The 17002-nt window shown below is 51.8% G+C and carries 15 protein-coding genes; 8 read left to right on the top strand and 7 right to left on the bottom strand.

Annotated elements, in window-relative coordinates; genetic code table 11:
- The first annotated feature begins 4 nt into the window (after positions 1 to 4).
- Positions 5 to 1114 (top strand): glycosyltransferase, encoded by a 1110-nt coding sequence (locus IPK01_04370; protein MBK7932727.1) that lies wholly within the window; start codon positions 5 to 7, stop codon positions 1112 to 1114.
- Between the two features lie 162 nt (positions 1115 to 1276).
- On the opposite strand, the gene IPK01_04365 is transcribed toward IPK01_04370, so the two are convergent.
- From IPK01_04365 to IPK01_04345, 5 genes are all read right to left on the bottom strand, one after another.
- A complete protein-coding gene (locus IPK01_04365; protein MBK7932726.1) occupies positions 1277 to 3088 on the bottom strand; it encodes an amino acid permease in 1812 nt (603 codons plus the stop codon).
- A 24-nt stretch (positions 3089 to 3112) separates the two neighbouring features.
- A complete protein-coding gene (locus IPK01_04360; protein MBK7932725.1) occupies positions 3113 to 4663 on the bottom strand; it encodes an amino acid permease in 1551 nt (516 codons plus the stop codon).
- A gap of 205 nt (positions 4664 to 4868) precedes the next feature.
- Complete coding sequence (locus IPK01_04355; GenBank protein MBK7932724.1) at positions 4869 to 5351, bottom strand: hypothetical protein; 483 nt, start codon at positions 5349 to 5351, stop codon at positions 4869 to 4871.
- A 7-nt stretch (positions 5352 to 5358) separates the two neighbouring features.
- On the bottom strand, positions 5359 to 5568 hold the full coding sequence (locus tag IPK01_04350; GenBank protein ID MBK7932723.1) for a hypothetical protein: 210 nt from the start codon (positions 5566 to 5568) through the stop codon (positions 5359 to 5361).
- Complete coding sequence (locus IPK01_04345) at positions 5562 to 6899, bottom strand: zinc dependent phospholipase C family protein (protein MBK7932722.1); 1338 nt, start codon at positions 6897 to 6899, stop codon at positions 5562 to 5564. The genes IPK01_04350 and IPK01_04345 overlap by 7 nt, the downstream gene beginning before the upstream one ends.
- Before the next feature lie 559 nt (positions 6900 to 7458).
- Between IPK01_04345 and IPK01_04340 the strand changes: the two genes are divergently transcribed.
- On the top strand, positions 7459 to 8904 hold the full coding sequence (locus IPK01_04340; protein MBK7932721.1) for an amino acid decarboxylase: 1446 nt from the start codon (positions 7459 to 7461) through the stop codon (positions 8902 to 8904).
- A 5-nt stretch (positions 8905 to 8909) separates the two neighbouring features.
- Positions 8910 to 9458 (top strand): thioredoxin family protein, encoded by a 549-nt coding sequence (locus IPK01_04335; GenBank protein MBK7932720.1) that lies wholly within the window; start codon positions 8910 to 8912, stop codon positions 9456 to 9458.
- Here the strand turns inward: IPK01_04335 and IPK01_04330 are convergent.
- Positions 9455 to 10972, bottom strand: a complete 1518-nt coding sequence (locus IPK01_04330; GenBank protein ID MBK7932719.1) for an MHS family MFS transporter — start codon at positions 10970 to 10972, stop codon at positions 9455 to 9457. The two genes, IPK01_04335 and IPK01_04330, sit on opposite strands and share 4 nt — an antisense overlap.
- Before the next feature lie 79 nt (positions 10973 to 11051).
- On the opposite strand from IPK01_04330, the gene IPK01_04325 reads away from it, so the two are divergent.
- Entirely contained in the window at positions 11052 to 11504 is a 453-nt protein-coding gene (locus tag IPK01_04325) for an SRPBCC family protein (GenBank protein MBK7932718.1), read from the top strand.
- Here the strand turns inward: IPK01_04325 and IPK01_04320 are convergent.
- Complete coding sequence (locus IPK01_04320) at positions 11501 to 12667, bottom strand: hypothetical protein (GenBank protein MBK7932717.1); 1167 nt, start codon at positions 12665 to 12667, stop codon at positions 11501 to 11503. The genes IPK01_04325 and IPK01_04320 overlap by 4 nt on opposite strands.
- Positions 12668 to 12759: 92 nt before the next feature.
- Here IPK01_04320 and IPK01_04315 point away from each other — a divergent pair, with 92 nt between their 5' ends.
- The 4 genes from IPK01_04315 to IPK01_04300 all read left to right on the top strand — a co-directional run bounded on the left by IPK01_04315 (position 12760) and on the right by IPK01_04300 (position 16460).
- Positions 12760 to 13053: a Dabb family protein gene (locus IPK01_04315; GenBank protein ID MBK7932716.1), complete on the top strand. Its 294-nt coding sequence runs from the start codon at positions 12760 to 12762 to the stop codon at positions 13051 to 13053.
- A 35-nt stretch (positions 13054 to 13088) separates the two neighbouring features.
- Positions 13089 to 13322 (top strand): hypothetical protein, encoded by a 234-nt coding sequence (locus IPK01_04310; protein ID MBK7932715.1) that lies wholly within the window; start codon positions 13089 to 13091, stop codon positions 13320 to 13322.
- Positions 13323 to 13336: 14 nt separating this feature from the next.
- On the top strand, positions 13337 to 14302 hold the full coding sequence (locus IPK01_04305; GenBank protein ID MBK7932714.1) for a hypothetical protein: 966 nt from the start codon (positions 13337 to 13339) through the stop codon (positions 14300 to 14302).
- 70 nt (positions 14303 to 14372) lie between these two features.
- Positions 14373 to 16460 (top strand): hypothetical protein, encoded by a 2088-nt coding sequence (locus tag IPK01_04300; protein ID MBK7932713.1) that lies wholly within the window; start codon positions 14373 to 14375, stop codon positions 16458 to 16460.
- The last annotated feature ends 542 nt before the right edge of the window (positions 16461 to 17002 follow it).

Here is a 17002-nt window from a genome sequence, read left to right as displayed (position 1 = left end):
CTCAATGAAGATCTTTTTCCCGCTGCAGGTATTTTACCCGTCCCAGGCGGGCGGGCCGGCGAATTCGGTCTACTGGCTTACTAAATATCTCAAGCGGAGCGGTGTCGATCCCGTCATCCTTGCGACCGATCAGGGCGTGCCGCCTGACTTGGCATTGAACAAATGGAGCGAAAATGAAGAAGGGCGTGTCATGCACGTTCGTACGGCGATCACCTATTTTCCGCTGCACCAGACTTTGCGGGCGTTGCGCTGCGTTGCCGCAGCCGATGTGGTCCAGGTTTCATCCATCTTCTTTCCCGCTGCCTTTTTCTCGGCGTTATTCGCCAGACTGCTCGGGAAAAAACTTGTGGTCTCACCGCGAGACGAGTTGGCACCTTACGGCCTGACCCGTTCTACTGCCCGAAAACGGCCGATATTGTGGTTCTATCGAACCTTTCTTGCCCGTTATGCCTCATTTCATGCCACGGCTGAAAAAGAGGTCGTTGATATCGAAAATTATTTCGGCCAAGGAATTCGCGTTGTCCATATTCCCAATCTGATCGAGATGCCTGCTCTTATGGAACGTTCAGCGAGCGGATATCTCCTTTTCATCGGCCGGATCGATCCAAAAAAAGGAATTGATAAATTGATCATGGCAGCGAGCCGGTCACTAGAGTTTCGAAACTCGAATATCATCTTAAAGATCGCCGGAAATGGCGGTGTGAGCTATGTGACCGAACTTCGCGGTCTCGCGGAAACACTCGGACTGGCAGATCGTGTCGAGTTCCTCGGTCAGGTCGAGGGCGAAGCGAAACAGCAACTGCTCGCTGATGCTTCTTGGACCTTCATGCCGTCGATCAGTGAGAATTTTGGCGTTGTCGTACTCGAATCACTTGCGCAGAATACGCCGGTCATCGCATCGACCGGGACGCCCTGGTCGATCCTTCAGGATGAAAAGGTCGGTTATTGGATCGATAACGATGCCGACTCGCTTGCCTCAGTGATCGACACGATACTCACGATGACGGCTGATGAATACAACGGATATCGCGGCCGCTCGCGGAAGTTCGTCGAAGAACATTTTGAGATCAACAAAATCGGCGGCAAATGGCTTGATCTCTACAAGAGCCTCTAAGAAAGTAAAAAGGACTAACGGCACCGCTCCTCAAAACCTTCAACTTGAACGATCAGACATCTCACTGATCCGTATTGCAAAGAACGGCGCAAAAATGCCGCAGAGATCGTAGTGGATCAAAGACCCTCGTTGACCTCTGCGGCAAGTACTAAAACACGCGGCCTACTTGGCGACGTGCAGTTCCGCGTAATGCATAAAGAACCAGTAGGTGATCCCTATCCAGATCGCAAGATTAGCGAGCGTGGCGATAAGACCGATATTTCGTGTACTGGAGGTGCGAGCCGCATTGCGGTCGCCCTTTCCATACATCAAAACAATGACCAATACGCCGGTCACGCCCCAGGCAAATAACCGAACCGCCATCTCGATCCACACCAAGTGCGAAACCTGCCAGACGGTCAATGCCATTGCCAGTACGATCGCGATAGCGGCTGCGATCGGCGGTTTATAATTGGATTCGCCTTCGTCACCTTCACGATTCTCGTCGATCCCTATCTTGCTATGGTTGTAGCTGTATGCGAAATAGATGACGAGCCCGATCGACATCCAGACGATCAGCCGGATCCATGTATCGAGCGGCAAACTGTTCATGAGATACGCAGCAGAGAGTACTGTTGCGATCGGAATGAACGGCGAGAGAGGCACCTTGAACGGCCGGTCAAGCGCCGGATTTGACGATCTAAGGATAATGATACCGACACCGACGATCACAAACGCAAAGAGCGTACCGATACTAACAAGTTCGCCAAGGAGACTGATCGGCACAAAGCCGGCGAGTATGGCTACGATCACACCGGTGATGGCCGTTGTGATATGCGGCGTCTGATATTTCGGATGGATCTTTGCCGCCCATGCCGGCAATAGACCGTCCTTCGACATCGAATAGAACACACGCGGTTGGCCCATCGTCATTACGACCATTGTCGAGCTGAGTCCGAGGACGGCACCCACCTTGATGATCGTCGGGAACGCAAACAGGATCTTGCCCATCGTCGTTCCTTCGGCTTGTTGGAGAGCGGCGTCGATGGCAACGGCGATCGGAGCGGCCGCGTTGGTGAGCATCTTGTAATCGACCAAGCCGACCATGATGCCGGCAACGAGGATATACAGGACCGTACAGATCGCGAGCGAACCGAGGATACCCATCGGCATATCCTTTTGCGGATTCTTTGCTTCCTGAGCGGCGGTCGAAACTGCGTCAAAACCGATATACGCAAAGAAGATAACAGCCGCACCGGTAACCACACCGCTGAATCCGAACGGCATGAACTCTGCACAGCCCGGAGCACCAACGGTGCAGCCGATGCCGATATTGTCTGTATTCACGTAGCCGATACCCGCGACAATAAAGAGCACAACAACTACTACCTTGACGATCACGATGATCGAGTTAAAGCTTGCCGATTCCTTGATACCGCGAATAAGAAGCAGCGTTACCGCGACCGCGATCAATGCTGCCGGCAGGTTAAATACACCGGTCGCGACCACGGCCCCGTCCGCGGCTTTTATTGCCATTCCGGGCGGAGCGCTCAAACTCAACGGGAAGTTGATACCGAGTGTGTCTCTAAACAAACTGACCACATAGCCCGACCAACCAACGGCCACCGTAGCGGCTCCGAACGCATATTCGAGAATAAGGTCCCAGCCGATGATCCAGGCGATGAACTCGCCCAAAGTTCCGTAGCCATATGCATAGGCCGAACCGGAGATCGGCACGCTGGCGGCAAATTCCGAATAACACAGAGCTGCAAATGCGCTCACGATACCGGCAATGATCATCGAGATGATAACAGCGGGACCAGCGTGTTTTCCTGCGGCCTGGCCGGTCAAAACGAAAATTCCGGTACCGATGATCGCTCCGACGCCAAGCATCGTCAGATCAAGAGCACTTAATGTCTTTTTCAAAGTATGTTCGCCCGTCTCCTGAGCCTCGGCGATGATCTTTGAAATTGGTTTAGTCGCAAAAAGTGACATGAAAACCTCCTAAGGTTGATTTAACTAAGATTGCTCTGCTGTGTCCTTTTTCCCCGACACAGCTTTCCAAATAAAATAGACCGGCACTCCAGTCAGCACTATGACCAGGCCCGGCCATGTGGCCGTGGTCTGATAGATAAATAGGACGGCCAAGATTACGAACGCACCTACGCAGTAAAGTGCCGGGATGATCGGGTATCCGAGTGCTTTATACGGACGCGGCGTGTCAGGTTGTTTCACGCGGAGCACAAAAATTGCCGCGATCGCGAGAATATAAAAGATCAGGGCCGCCGAGATGACGTATGTAAGCAGGTCGCCGTAGAGATTGCCGTAGCTGATCTTACCGTCAGCAGCCGTCGTCACCGTTCGGGGCAGAACGTAGAACGCCGACCAGATACCTTGTATTATCAGTCCCCATGCCGGAACGTGCGCCTTATTGAGGTCGCCCGCTGATTTGAAGAAAAGACCGTCCTTCGCCATTGCGTAATACGCACGGGCACCCGAAAAGATCAGGCCGTTATTGCAGCCGAATGTCGAGATCATAATGGCAACCGCCATTATCACTGCACCGGCTCCGGGAAAGATCACCTCGGCAGTAGCCGAACCGACGCGGTCGCTTGCTACCTTCTGAATGTCCTCAAACCGCAGCGTCACGAGATATGCGAAATTTGCGAGCATGTAAAGCAGGATCACGCCGCCCGTGCCTAATAGCAGCGAGAGCGGCAGGTTCCGCTTCGGATCTTTGACCTCGCCGGCGGTGAACGTGACGTTATGCCAGGCGTCGGCCGAGAACAGCGAATTTGTCTGTGCGACACAGATCGCAACCAGCATTCCAAATGCCGTCAGCAGCGAGACTGCCGCAGCACCCTTGTCTCCGGCTGTCGTTGCACCGACACTCTGCAGTTCGCCGCGTACTGTCCACAGATCGCCAAAGTTTGCCGCTGCGATCTCAGGATACGAGTACAATCCGACGATCAGTCCGAGTACGATCAACGCGATCAGCGAGCCGGTCTTGGCAAAGGTGAAGACATTTTGGACCAGCTTGCCGAGACTGAGGCCGCGCGTATTCATAAACGTCAGAAGCGCGATCATTGCGATCCCAAGCAGTTGAGCCGTCGAGAGCGAAATGGCATAGCTTGAGCCAAGCCGGATCGGCTCGATCAAGTAGTTCGTCTCCGAGATCGATTGAAACAATATGCCCGTATACCGCGAAAACGCAACAGAAACGGCCGCGATCGTAGCCGTGCCGATCACAAGAAAATGCGTCCAGCCGTATAAAAATCCCCAGAACGGCGAATACGCCTCTTTCAGATAGACGTACATTCCGCCGGCCCGCGGCATCATGGCCGCCAGTTCTCCGTACGAAAGTGCCGCTCCGATCGTCAAAAGCCCGGTCACGAGCCAAACCACCAGCAGCCAGCCGGGCGAACCGACCTGACGTGCAATGTCGGCAGACACGATAAAAATGCCCGAACCGATCATCGATCCGGCGACGATCATCGTCGAATCGAGCAGCCCGAGCCCGCGTACAAACCCTTCGTTTGATTGTTCCGTATCTACAGGCGAAGATGCCATAAGCTTTTACAAGTGCGAAAAAAAATCGTCGCTTGCCCGTTAACCGGGAGAGGTTGTCGGCAATTCGTTATTCTTCAGTTCTTAAGTCGTTGGCGAGATATTCGTAGCTGATATTATACTTTTATTACAAAAACTGTCGAGTAGTTTTTGACGTTTTGCCCGAATATAGGGAATTTTGTTCCAAATTGGAGCGTGCCGTGGTTGGTTAAGGCATATCCTTTGCATCGAAACTTGACCACCAGATCGTATGAATTCGAAATTCATACGGCGACCTCAATCTTATCGCTTGGATCGTTGTACCTTTATCCAGATCGTACAATCGACTAAAACTAACAAAATCGTGATTCGAATTGAATCTGCCGCCTGAATAGGGAAGCTGGATAATGTCACCATTGCTCGTTACAGCCTCAACCTCGGGCAGGAACTCGATTCCGCTCGGACCAGAGATGAATTTATTGCCGACCAGGTGTTCGAACGGCGGTGCCGGGTCGATATTGAGTTTATTGACATCCTGACTGATCAGGATAGGCCTTCTTAGTTCGATAGTTTGCCATTCGGGTCCAACGGTTATTTCGTCTGCCAACACAACATCGGTAATGTAGTTACACTTGTCATATACAAACGCGACAAATGCGACTGACGCCAGAATTGATATCCCAGTTATGACTGACACGATCTTTGATCTCATTGCGTGATCACTGAATTTTCGGACAGACCTTTTCTCCCGCAAAACTCATGAACACCTGACGGTATTTGCTGCAGTCACGCCCCAGGATCATTCCTGCCTGTTGGTTGTCGCCGTCGAGGGTTTTGAGGAAGCCGAGCATGATATCGGGCTTTTCGAGGCGGTCGCTGCTGCCGAGATCGGTCAACAATTTATTGACGCTGTCTTTGCTGATCAGCAAAGTTTACTCATCACCGCGGTATTGTAGGCGGCTCCGACGCTCCGGTAGTCGATAGTTTTGTCGGAGGGCTGTATAAAGATCATTTCTTTGTCAAACTTGTTTCGGTCGATCAACTGCCCCTGTCCCTTTGTCATTTCGGTGTCGAAATAGGTCTCGGGTTCGGTCGAATAACGCTTTAGCTCTTCGCTGGTCATACCGGTCGCACGCTTGATCACCACGTCGTACAGGTTCTGTTTGAATTTTCGTATCGGTTCTACGAGTTCGTCGGGGATCGCCTTTGCGATCACATCGCCAAATTTGCCGCTCAGGCGTCTGAGATCGCCGACCTCATCCGGCGGGCCCGACATTGAGATCAGATGACGATTTACATAGTCGTCGAATATCGCCTGTGCCTTATCGACGTCCGTCTTTTTCTCAGGATTGAAGAAAAGTGCCTTTGCGGCGAGGTCGCTGGTCGTGACCCAAGCCTTTAGCCCGGCGTCGATGTCTTTGATCCAAGCCTTTTTGTATTTTGCTTCGGCTCTGTTAAGCACGGCACTGCATTTCGGGTCCCACGGCTTACATTTCTCAGCGTCAGCAATAAGTTTAACGACATCTGCCTCAAGCTCTGCTCGCAGCGTCGAATAAACACGCGGTATCGAGGCGTCAGTGCCCACGCCGTCCTTTATCAGCAGTTCCTTATCAAGATAAGTGCCCGGCCGTGCGTCGACCAATTTTTGATAGACAAAGTCCTCGACACTGGCGATGCTTGCACCAAATGTCGGATCGGGCACGCGTTTGCCCACGTAGCTTTCGAGCAGTATGTGTTTCTTTGCATTCTCGGGCGGCTTGAACGTAAAAGCACCGCCGGTGAAATTGTTGATGAACGTATGCCCGAACATATCGCCTGCGGCATGCGTCAGATAACCAACGGCGAACGCCTTGATCGCCGGCGAACCGTCCGAATTTGACCACAGATATTCGAGCCAGCGGTTCGAGCCGTCCGGATTTGTCGGCGGATGTATCACCTGCTGGCCCGTCAGAATGTCGGGATATGCATCCGGCCCAAGTACGCCGGCACGATACTGGTCGGGATTTTTCTTCAGAGCATCGAGCACCGCCGCATCGACTGCATATTTGCCTAGGACACCGACAACTTTGCCAGTCGCCGGATCAAGCCGCTCGATCGTCACCATTCCATCATCGATCGCGTCCGCAAGGGCTACTTCGGCAAGATAGACATGCGTCGTCGGTTTCCAGGCGAACGCCAAACCCGAATTGCCAAGTAATATGCATAGGCCAAATGCGATCGAAATATTGAACTTCCTTGACCGCCGTACGGTGTGTTTCATGCTTTTCATATTGGATCTATTCTCTCTGAATTACGGCCGAAATTAACGTTGACAAGATATTAGACCAATTCGACCACGTCGCCGTAATCGGATCGCTTATTTTTGCCGCGGTGAACTGCAATTGTCGCCCTCAAATGGGCTTTCGCGTAATGAATATTGGGTTGTTACTAAGCATTTATCACATTCGTCGCATCCGTAAAACTCATCGATCTCATCATTGTCATCTGACGCAGCTAAAAACGCCGCTGCCCAACAATTTCGCCAATAGATGGTATTGCGACAGTCTGTTTCCTTCAAAAATGTATTGTCGCAAGGGCCGTTTTTATTGTCGCTGACCCCGTTTTTTACTGTCGCAAGCCCCCTAAAACATTGTCGCCAAGCCCCTTAAAGACTGTGGCAGAACGCATTTTTACGGCATTTTCATCAATTTTGCTGATCAAATTGTGGTACGTACCACAATTCGAACGCGCGGCGGAGATCACATTTTTGGTTTTCCCCCAAAAACGTTCGGATTCGTAAATTTCAGCTTGTTTTTCGCGTATGGTAACTTAGAGCCATCATGAGTGAAAGATCAGAAAAATTCGGCGATATGCCGACCGCAGACTTTCGAAAGTTCGGCTATCAGATCATCGACCAGCTCGCCGACTATTTCGATTCGATGGAAAATTATCCGGTACTTTCGCAAGTCGAGCCCGATTGGCTCAAGAGCAATCTGCCCGCGTCTGCACCTGAAGCAGGTGAAGATTTTGGCGAGATACTCGGCGATGTTGACCGCTTGATAATGCCAGCCGTCACGCATTGGAACCATCCGAACTTCCATGGCCTGTTTTCGACTTCGACCAGCAGCGTCGGGGTTTTCGGCGAGATGTTTACGGCGGCCTTCGATATGAAAGCAATGCTATGGCGGACATCGCCGGCATCGACCGAGCTCGAAGACGTCGTGCTCGACTGGCTCCGCCAGATGATGGCACTGCCTGCAGATTTCGAGGGCATCATCTACGACACCGCATCGGTCTCGACCATGCATGCCATCGCGGCGGCTCGCGAAAAGGCCGGGTTTAATATTCGCGACAAAGGTATGAGCGGCCGCAGCGACGTTCCGCTGCTGCGTCTCTATGCCAGCGAACACGTACATTCATCGATCGACAAAGGCGTCATCACCCTCGGCCTCGGCCTGCGATCCTTACGAAAGATCGAATGCAACGAACGGTTCGAGATGATCCCCGAAAAATTGGCGGAGGCAATAGACCAGGACATCGCGGCAGGATTCAAACCGATCTGCGTTATCCCAACCATCGGGACGACCTCGACCTCAAGCATCGATCCGGTCGACGCGATCGCCGACATCTGCGAAAAATACGGTATTTGGCTCCACGTCGATACGGCATACGCAGGTTCGACCGCGATCGTGCCTGAGATGCAGCCGCTGTTTGCCGGTTGGGAACGTGCCGATTCGATCGTCGTAAATCCGCACAAATGGCTGTTTACGCCCTTCGATCTGTCAGTGCTTTATTGCAAAGACTTGAGCGAGCTAAAGGAGGCCTTCTCGCTCGTTGCCGAGTATCTCAAGACCAGCGACGAACAGACGGTAAAGAACGGTATGGACTACGGCATCCAGCTAGGACGCAGGTTTAGAGCGTTGAAGTTATGGTTCGTCATCCGCTATTTTGGCCGCGAAGGCCTAATTGCAAGGCTTCGAGAACACTGCCGCCTCGCACGTCTTTTCGCCTCTTGGGTCGAAGAAAGCGGCAAATGGGAACTCCTCGCGCCCGTGCCATTTGCGCTTGTCTGCTTTCGGGCTTGTCCTGACAGTGTCGAAGACCTAAATGCCCTGAACGAGAAGATCATGAACGACATCAACGCCTCAGGCGAAGCTTACCTTTCGCATACAAAACTAAACGGAAAATACACTCTGCGATTATCAGTAGGCAGCATCCGCGTAGAAGAGCGGCATCTAACAAAGGTCTGGAATATTCTCAATGAAAGGTTAGAGAAATTGGCCTGAATTATATGAAAAAACTCCTGCTCATCATGGTGGTTGCGATCGCGGCAAACCTTGCGGTTTACGGCCAAAAAAAGGTGGTCAAACGTCCCGTTGCGAAGCCAAAGGTGGTAAAACCAACGGTAAGGCCAACCGCATCGCCATTTGTCCGCGAAAAATTTGACCCGCTTCGCGACCCAACAGCCGATCTTGCCGCCGCGATTATCTCCGCGGCCAAAGAAAACAAACGCATTATCCTCGATGTCGGCGGCGAATGGTGCGGCTGGTGTGTGTACATGGACAAGTTCTTCTATCAGAACCCTGAACTCGCCAAACTCCGCGATGATAACTATGTTTGGATGAAAGTAAACATGAGCCCGGAAAACGAAAATTCGGCCTTTTTGTCGACCTATCCTGAACCTAGCGGCTATCCGCATCTTTACGTTCTGGACGATAAGGGCAATATGATCCATTCGCAGGATACATCACCTCTGGAGTCCGGCAAGTACTACGACCTTGCGAAATTCACTGAGTTTCTCAAGGCATGGGCGCCAAAAAAGTCTACCGCCAAACACTAAGATCCCTTGTTCTCAACCTCGGCCCAGATCTTATGTCCGTGAGTTTCTTTGAGAAAGATCGTACCAACAATTAGCGTGATCGCCGCGATCGCCATAGGATAATAAAGCCCCGCGTAGATGTTTCCGGTCTGAGCGATCACCGAAACGCCGATCAGCGGCAGCAAGCCGCCGAACACGCCATTGCCGATATGATACGGCAGGGAGAGTGCCGTATAGCGGATCTTCGCCGGAAAAGCCTCGACCAGATACGCGGCGATCGGGCCGTAAACCATAGTCACCCAGATGACTTGGATAAAGACGAGCAAGATCAGCATCCATGCTGTTATATTCGACATCAGATCGCTGAAAGAGGTATAAACTAGGACCTTTGGTGCCGGAACCAATACACCTTCGTTATTACGTGCGAGCGGCGTGAGCGATTTTTCGCCGGTCGCCGGATTTGTCTGCGAAGTCGCCGTTTCGATATTGGAACCGGCCGCCGACTGCATCGCGTGATAGATCGGCAGATAAGTAAACACTGCCAGCAGCAAGCCGGCCATGATTATCCATTTCCGGCCGATCCGATCGCTGAGTGCTCCGAAAACAACAAATAAAGGCATTCCGAGAAGTAGAGCAACGGCGATGATGTAGTTTGCGGACGTCGCATCGACGTTTAGTATCTTCTGCAGGTAAAACAGAGCATAAAACTGCCCGGTGTACCAAACCACTCCCTGTCCGGCGGTCGCCCCAAATAGCGAGATGAGGACGATCTTGAGATTTTTCCACTTCGTAAAGGCCTCGACTAGCGGATTCGTTGAGGTCATACCAGCCGTTTTGACCTGTTCAAAGATCGGTGATTCCTTCATTCGGAGGCGAATGTAGAGCGACACACCTACGAGAAGAATGGAGATCAGGAAAGGTATCCGCCAACCGCTAATGCCGTCTGCCTTGCCGGCAAATTGCTCCGGTGACATCATATTCTGCACAGTCAAAATGACGGCGAGGGATAGAAACAGCCCCAACGTCGCAGTAATTTGAATAAACGAGGTGTAAAATCCGCGTCTGTTATCGGGCACGTGTTCGGCTACATAGACAGCCGCTCCGCCGTATTCGCCGCCGAGTGCGAGGCCTTGCAAAACGCGGATGAGCAGCAAAATGATGGGTGCCGCAATGCCGATCTGCGAATACGTCGGCAAAAATCCGATCACCGCCGTCGCTCCGCCCATTATCAGCAGCGTCACGAGAAACGCGTATTTTCGCCCAACAATATCGCCGATCCGCCCGAAAAACAACGCTCCGAACGGCCTTACGACAAATCCTACCGCAAAGGTCGCCAAATAGGCGATATACGCGAACGTATCGTTCCCCGGCGGATAGAACAGCGGTGCGATGATTCCGGCAAGGCTGCCGAAGATATAAAAATCGTACCACTCGATCATGGTGCCGACAGCCGAAGCGCCTATGACCTTCCAGATCATTCTTTTGGTTATCTGATCGTTATAGAACGCGCCGAGATCGCCTGCTGTTTCGCTCATGTGAATTGAGGTATTAAACCAGTTTCCGGCTGATGATTCAAAGGTAGTACCTGTATTGCGTATGCTATCGTTAGATGCAATGAAGTTTGTAAAAGAGACCGTCATCAACGCGACGCCCGAAAGGGTATTTGCTTTTCACGAATTGCCAGATGCATTCTCGCGTCTGGTACCGCCGTGGGAAGACGCAAAGATCATTCAAAAGGCCAACATATCGGTCATTGGGTCGCAGGCAATAATTGACACGAAGCTATTTGGATTGATAACCACGCGTTGGGTTGCGGAACACACGGCATATGATCCGCCGCGGATGTTTGAAGATATTCAGGTCAGCGGCCCTTTCGCAAAATGGCGGCACCGCCATATTGTCGAGCCGCATCCGGGCGGAGCAATCCTCCGCGACGAGATCGAATACGATCCGCCCTTTTGGTTTCTGGGGGTGATCGCGGCACCATTTGCAGTCGTGCCGAAGCTGGAGAAGATGTTCGCCTACCGCCACGACGTGACCAAGAAGTGGTGCGAAGGTGAATACTAACCAAATATGTTGGTGATCCGGCTGATCGGACCGCCGAACATAAAATCGCTAAAACCTATATTTTCATGGGAACGGTCGTAACCCACGAGTTCGACATATGCTCGTCCCTCGACCGAACTTTCGTTTCTTTTTCCGGCTACTTTGCAGGCTCCTTCCCAATAAACGATCATCGTCGAACCGCGGGTGTCGAGCTCCTGATCTGCGATCAACGGCTTGATCTCGATATCAATTCCGAAGCGTTCGACACGGACCCGCCAACGGCTCGGGTATTCGGCATTTGTATTTCGGCTCGTCCAGGTTGAAAGGATCTCGATCTCAAAATCTTTTCTTTCCAAATACTTGCAGGTGCCGTCCTGTTCGACGAATGTACCGGTCGCTTCGCCGTTCATTTCGCCGGATTCGCCGCGGAATTGATAGATCATCAGTTCCGTCTCATCATCAAACTGAATGCTGAACCAATCCCAATACCCTTGTTCCCAAATGCCAAATTCACGGTCCATCCAGGCTGTTCCGGTGAATTTTTCAATTCCCGTCTCACGAGCGATCTGTCCATCGACCTTCATTCGTGTGAACGAAAAATGATTGGAAGCCCCATTTTTCTTGCGGCTGATGCCGTTTCCGCCTTCACCATTAAGTACGAGCGGTTTGCCTTGATCAAGGACGGCGTCGAAAACAAATCCGCCTTCGAGCGTGGCGTGCAGAATGTGTTTGCCCGCGACCTCACGCAGTGACCAGTCGCCTAAACGCACGTCACACGCCGTTTCGCTCATAGATACCGGCACGTCGAACGGCATATTGAAACTCCTCTTATGCTCGTAGCGAAACCTCTTATCGCTCAGATCCGAGATCGCAAAGTGCGCAAAATACATCGGATTTGCAAGCACCGTCATCGGCACAATGCCGATACGGTCCAGGTCGGTGCGGCGTTTGAAAAAGACCAGTTCAAAACCAAATTCCCGACCCTGCTCACTCTTACAATGTCCCGTGTAATACCACCATTCGGTCTGCACATCGGGCTTTGCAAATAGGTCGTCGGGGAGTTTCACGCGCCCGTCGGATGGAGCATCGCGAAGCCCGCTGCCGCCATAATTCAATAGCCCTGAAACGCCGTCAAGCATGGTTGCGGCAATTGTCTCAATAGGTTTTACATAATTCTCGTACATAAGCTTACTTTACTATTCGCAGATTTTTTCGCAACAGTTTCAGCGAAGCGGTACAGAAAGTGAGAATTCTCAACCGTTTATGAGAAAATAGAATGATGTTGACCCATATAGTTTGCTGGAAATATAAACCGGAGACTGGCGAAGCGAGCCGAAACGAACATCGTGCCCGGCTGCTGGCACTTGTCGGGGTGATACCTGAGATCATCGATCTCAATGTCGGTGAGGACATCCTGCAACTTGAACGCTCGTACGATACCGGACTTGTCTCAACATTTGCCGACCGTGAGGCGCTCGATCGGTACACCGTTCATCCTGATCACCAAGAGGTCGCGGCCTTGGGCCGTGAGATCGCCGACCGCGTTGTGTCGGTTGATTTTCTGTCATGATCATTTGTGACAATGGTCAGCTGGAAAAATAGCAAATGAAGGTACTGAAAAAGATCGTAATCATTTTATTTCTATCGCTGATCGCGATACAGGCCCCGTTTGTTTACCGACGATACAAGTTCGGCCAACTTCGCGAAAAGATCGATGAGATAGCTGCTGTTTCTCAAAATACTCCGAAACCGGCAAACTCAAATTTCGCTGAGTACAAGGGCATCATTCACGCTCATACCAGCCTTGGAGGTCATAGCACGGGGGATTTGATGAACTGATAGAAGCGGCAAACTTGAACGGTCTCGACTTTGTCCTGATGACCGAGCACTTTTCGCCGAATTATGACACGTCGTCACTGACTCTGAACGGCACCTTCGGAAAAACGCTGTTCATCGGCGGCAATGAGATCGACACGAGCGACGCCGACCGCTTTCTGATGATACCGGGCAGTGCGGACGCACCGGGACTTGCCCGAATGCCGACCGAACAGGTCATTGAAAAACTCCATGCCGAAAACCGGCTTGTGCTGGTGACCTATCCTGAGAAATTAAGATCATGGAACGCGAGTTTTGACGGCGTCGAGGTCTTTAGCCTTCACACTGCGGCGAAGCAACTCAACCCTTTCGTAGCATTCTTCGATCTGATTTGGTCCGGTTCGGCATATCCGGAACTGGTATTTGCGAGTGGATTTCGCCGGCCCGATGCAAACCTATCAAAATATGACGTTACCGCAGCAACGCGCAAAACGTCCTTGTTTTCCGGTACCGATGCACACTCGAACATCGGTCTTCACTTATTTGGCGACGATGCCGGACATAAATGGATCACTCTAAAGATCGACCCTTATGCGACCATGTTCGGCATCGTAAGAACACATGTTTTGATCGCAAACGACAAACCGCTGTCGCGTGAGATACTGATCGAAAATATCAGGCAAGGCCGATATTTTGTCGGCCTAGATGTAATCGGCGATACAACAGGATTTCAGTTCTGGGCCGAATCTGCTCAGGGCAACGGATATATGGGCGATGTCGTTTCACTCGGAAACAAGCTTACTCTCAGGTCTACAAGCCCGATATCAGCAAGGTTTGTGCTTTTCAAAGACGGGGCAGAGGTCGCAAACGGCTCAGGGTCAAACGAACTCAGTTTTGTTCCAAGCGAGCCCGGCACTTACCGTGTCGAGGTTTACCAGAACGACTTGGGAGCCCCCTTTGATGCGATGCCATGGATTATTTCAAATCCAATATATGTCAGATAAGCAAACGATTTCGCAATAGCGTACATCATAAAAGAGCACGAAATATAGATAGTTTTTGCGAGCACTTGAAATGAAGAAGATCATCCGAAACGTACCTTTAGCGGCGATAGTTTTGACCATTGTTTCGATCACCGGTTTTGGACAGACTGCAAAACGAACGCCTTTTGACGTGACCAATTATGTAATGGACGTCACGCTAGTACCATCGGAACGACGCCTCAACGCGACCGTCGATGTCGCTTTTACACCGCTCGAAGATACTCGGAGCGTGTCTTTCGAACTTAACGGTTCCCTTAAGATCGAATCGATCACACGGATCGGATCGATCCCGGTGCCGATGGCATCGGGCCCGAAATCCGGCGTTAGGCCTCAGCCAAAACCCGCGGCAACACCTCAAAGTTCAATAACATTCGTTCAGGATCAGGCAGGGGTGTCAGACATCGGCCCGAGTGTGCGGATCGACCTTGGCGACACCGTGTCAAAAAGTTCGCCGGTCGTGCTGCGGTTCAAATACAGTGGGGTTCTTGACACTGCGGCCGGCGGTCCGCTGTTAAATAAACGTCTTGCTTATGTTGGAGATCCGAATGGATACCTGATGTATGCGGCTCGCTGGTTCCCATTTCACGATTACGCCGCTGACCGGGCGACTTCGGATATAACGATCACATTGCCTCAGGGCCTGCAGCTTGTGGGCTATAGCGACCAGAGCGTAGCGACCTCCGGCAATAAATTTCGTTTTGTGCAGGCGAAACCGGCACTCATAGGCAATTTCGCTTACGGCAAATACATCGCCAAGACACTGAAATTCGGCGAGTACGAGCTCCAGTTCTACTCCCGTGTCGGCAATGACGCACGAGTTCCGGGGTATGCCGAAACGCTTGGAAATGCACTTGCTGCCTATACTAAACGCTTTGGCCCGCCTGATGCCGGAAAACGGCTGGTTGTCGCTCAGATCGATGACGAGAGCCTCGATTTTTATTCATCACTCGGAATGCTCTTTATCGCCAACCGCCAGTTCGAAGAGGCCCGCGAGATCACGACCGAACGTCTCGAACGCGAGGCCGGCTATCAGTGGTGGGGATTGACCGTCGGCCTGAAATCATTTGACGACGCTTGGCTTTCACAAGGTTTGGCTGAGTACAGCGCGTTCTCGCTTCGCGAAGGCAAACTGGACGGAGCCAAGCTCGATGCAATACGTCGCGAACTGCTGGAAAAGTCGCTGACGTTCGAACAAACCGCGTCACTGTTGCGGGTTCCGGCTAATCTTGACGACCAGTCCGTCGCGTATCAATACATCATGTACGCAAAGGGGGCGTTCGTCTACAAGCTGCTTCGCGATACAATGGGAGCCGATAAATTTGACCAATTGCTGAGGACCTTTCTAGCGGAGAATCGAGGCAAGAGTGCGTCGATCGACGATTTTGAGAAGTTGGCTTCAAAGATAAACGGCAGTGATCTGCGTTACTTTTTTGCCCGTTGGGTCGAGAGCACCGGCGTGCCCGAGTTTGAAACTGATTATCAGATATTGCGAACTCGCGGCGGCAAGTTTATCGCCCGGGGTACAGTAAAGCAGAATTACGACAATCTTCGTCTCCCGATCGACGTTCAGCTTCGCTCGGAGGGCGAATCGGGCCTCAAGACCGAAACTATCCAGATCGACGACGCCAGTGCCGATTTTAATATCGAATCAGCCGGCAAACCCCTCACCGTGGTCCTCGACCCCAATTACAAGCTGCTTCGCATATCACCTGACCTGCGAGTCTCGTCCATCGCCCGACGCGGCATCGAGCAATTTAAGGACGGCAACTATGTCGAGGCACAGCAGCAGTTCGAGGCAGCTCTAAAGCTGGACCGGTCGAATTCGTGGATCTATTATCACCTCGGGTTGCTTTTCCTCGAACAACGGAACTACGACCTCGCCATCGATAATTTCAAAGCGGCCCTTAGCGGCAATCTCAATCCGTCGTGGCTCGGCGTTTGGGCAAACATAAAAATGGGTAACGCCTATGACGGCAAGGGTGACCGCACACGAGCGAGCAGTGCGTATAGCCGTGCCCAAAAACTCGGTGACGATTACGACAATGCGCAGGAAGCGGTCAAACGCTATCAGGCGACGCCGTACGATCCGAAAGAAAAGACTGCGTCCGTCGTAAAGTAGTGCTCTTTCACACCACTTTTGTGGGAAGACCAACTGTGTATTTTTTGCCGCGCGTTCGAATTGTGGTACGTACCACAATTTTATCAACAAAATTGATGAAAATGCCGTAAAAATGCGTTCTGCCACAGTTTTTAAGGGGCCTGGCGACAATGTTTTAGGGGCCTGCGACAATAAAAAACGGGGTCAGCGACAATCGATTTTCCGCCTGCGAACGTGTCACGAGCATAGTTTTTTGGCGAATATTGGGAGAGACAGCGTCGGGACCGTTGACGAAGAGTGTGACGACATCGACCAGTTTGCCCGTGGTGATGACGCCGACTAAATTCCGGATCGATCTTAGGGAAAGTGTTCGCGAGCTGCAGCGTTCTTGCGGGTTCCCGGCGGAAGAGGCTGCCTCGCCTTCCCAACCTCTCCGATGAGTTCGACCAAGATCTGTATTATGAGGTCAGCGATCACAGTGATATTGTCTCGGGCGACGAAATTTGCATCATAACCACCTTTCGAGATCGATCTTCTTCCCGGCGGACAGCGGACAGATTTGG

Source organism: Acidobacteriota bacterium (assembly GCA_016713675.1).
Taxonomy (GTDB): Bacteria; Acidobacteriota; Blastocatellia; order Pyrinomonadales; family Pyrinomonadaceae; genus OLB17.
This window is presented reverse-complemented; position numbering and strand designations above follow the sequence as displayed.

What these genes read in the sequence shown, in the direction of transcription:
- IPK01_04310 (MBK7932715.1), top strand. Translation starts at nt 13,089, where the DNA reads ATGAAGGTACTGAAAAAGATCGTAATCATTTTATTTCTATCGCTGATC.
- IPK01_04365 (MBK7932726.1), bottom strand. Translation starts at nt 3,088, where the DNA reads ATGTCACTTTTTGCGACTAAACCAATTTCAAAGATCATCGCCGAGGCT.
- IPK01_04335 (MBK7932720.1), top strand. Translation starts at nt 8,910, where the DNA reads ATGAAAAAACTCCTGCTCATCATGGTGGTTGCGATCGCGGCAAACCTT.
- IPK01_04340 (MBK7932721.1), top strand. Translation starts at nt 7,459, where the DNA reads ATGAGTGAAAGATCAGAAAAATTCGGCGATATGCCGACCGCAGACTTT.
- IPK01_04345 (MBK7932722.1), bottom strand. Translation starts at nt 6,899, where the DNA reads ATGAAACACACCGTACGGCGGTCAAGGAAGTTCAATATTTCGATCGCA.
- IPK01_04370 (MBK7932727.1), top strand. Translation starts at nt 5, where the DNA reads ATGAAGATCTTTTTCCCGCTGCAGGTATTTTACCCGTCCCAGGCGGGC.
- IPK01_04360 (MBK7932725.1), bottom strand. Translation starts at nt 4,663, where the DNA reads ATGGCATCTTCGCCTGTAGATACGGAACAATCAAACGAAGGGTTTGTA.
- IPK01_04355 (MBK7932724.1), bottom strand. Translation starts at nt 5,351, where the DNA reads ATGAGATCAAAGATCGTGTCAGTCATAACTGGGATATCAATTCTGGCG.
- IPK01_04320 (MBK7932717.1), bottom strand. Translation starts at nt 12,667, where the DNA reads ATGTACGAGAATTATGTAAAACCTATTGAGACAATTGCCGCAACCATG.
- IPK01_04325 (MBK7932718.1), top strand. Translation starts at nt 11,052, where the DNA reads ATGAAGTTTGTAAAAGAGACCGTCATCAACGCGACGCCCGAAAGGGTA.
- IPK01_04330 (MBK7932719.1), bottom strand. Translation starts at nt 10,972, where the DNA reads ATGAGCGAAACAGCAGGCGATCTCGGCGCGTTCTATAACGATCAGATA.
- IPK01_04300 (MBK7932713.1), top strand. Translation starts at nt 14,373, where the DNA reads ATGAAGAAGATCATCCGAAACGTACCTTTAGCGGCGATAGTTTTGACC.
- IPK01_04315 (MBK7932716.1), top strand. Translation starts at nt 12,760, where the DNA reads ATGATGTTGACCCATATAGTTTGCTGGAAATATAAACCGGAGACTGGC.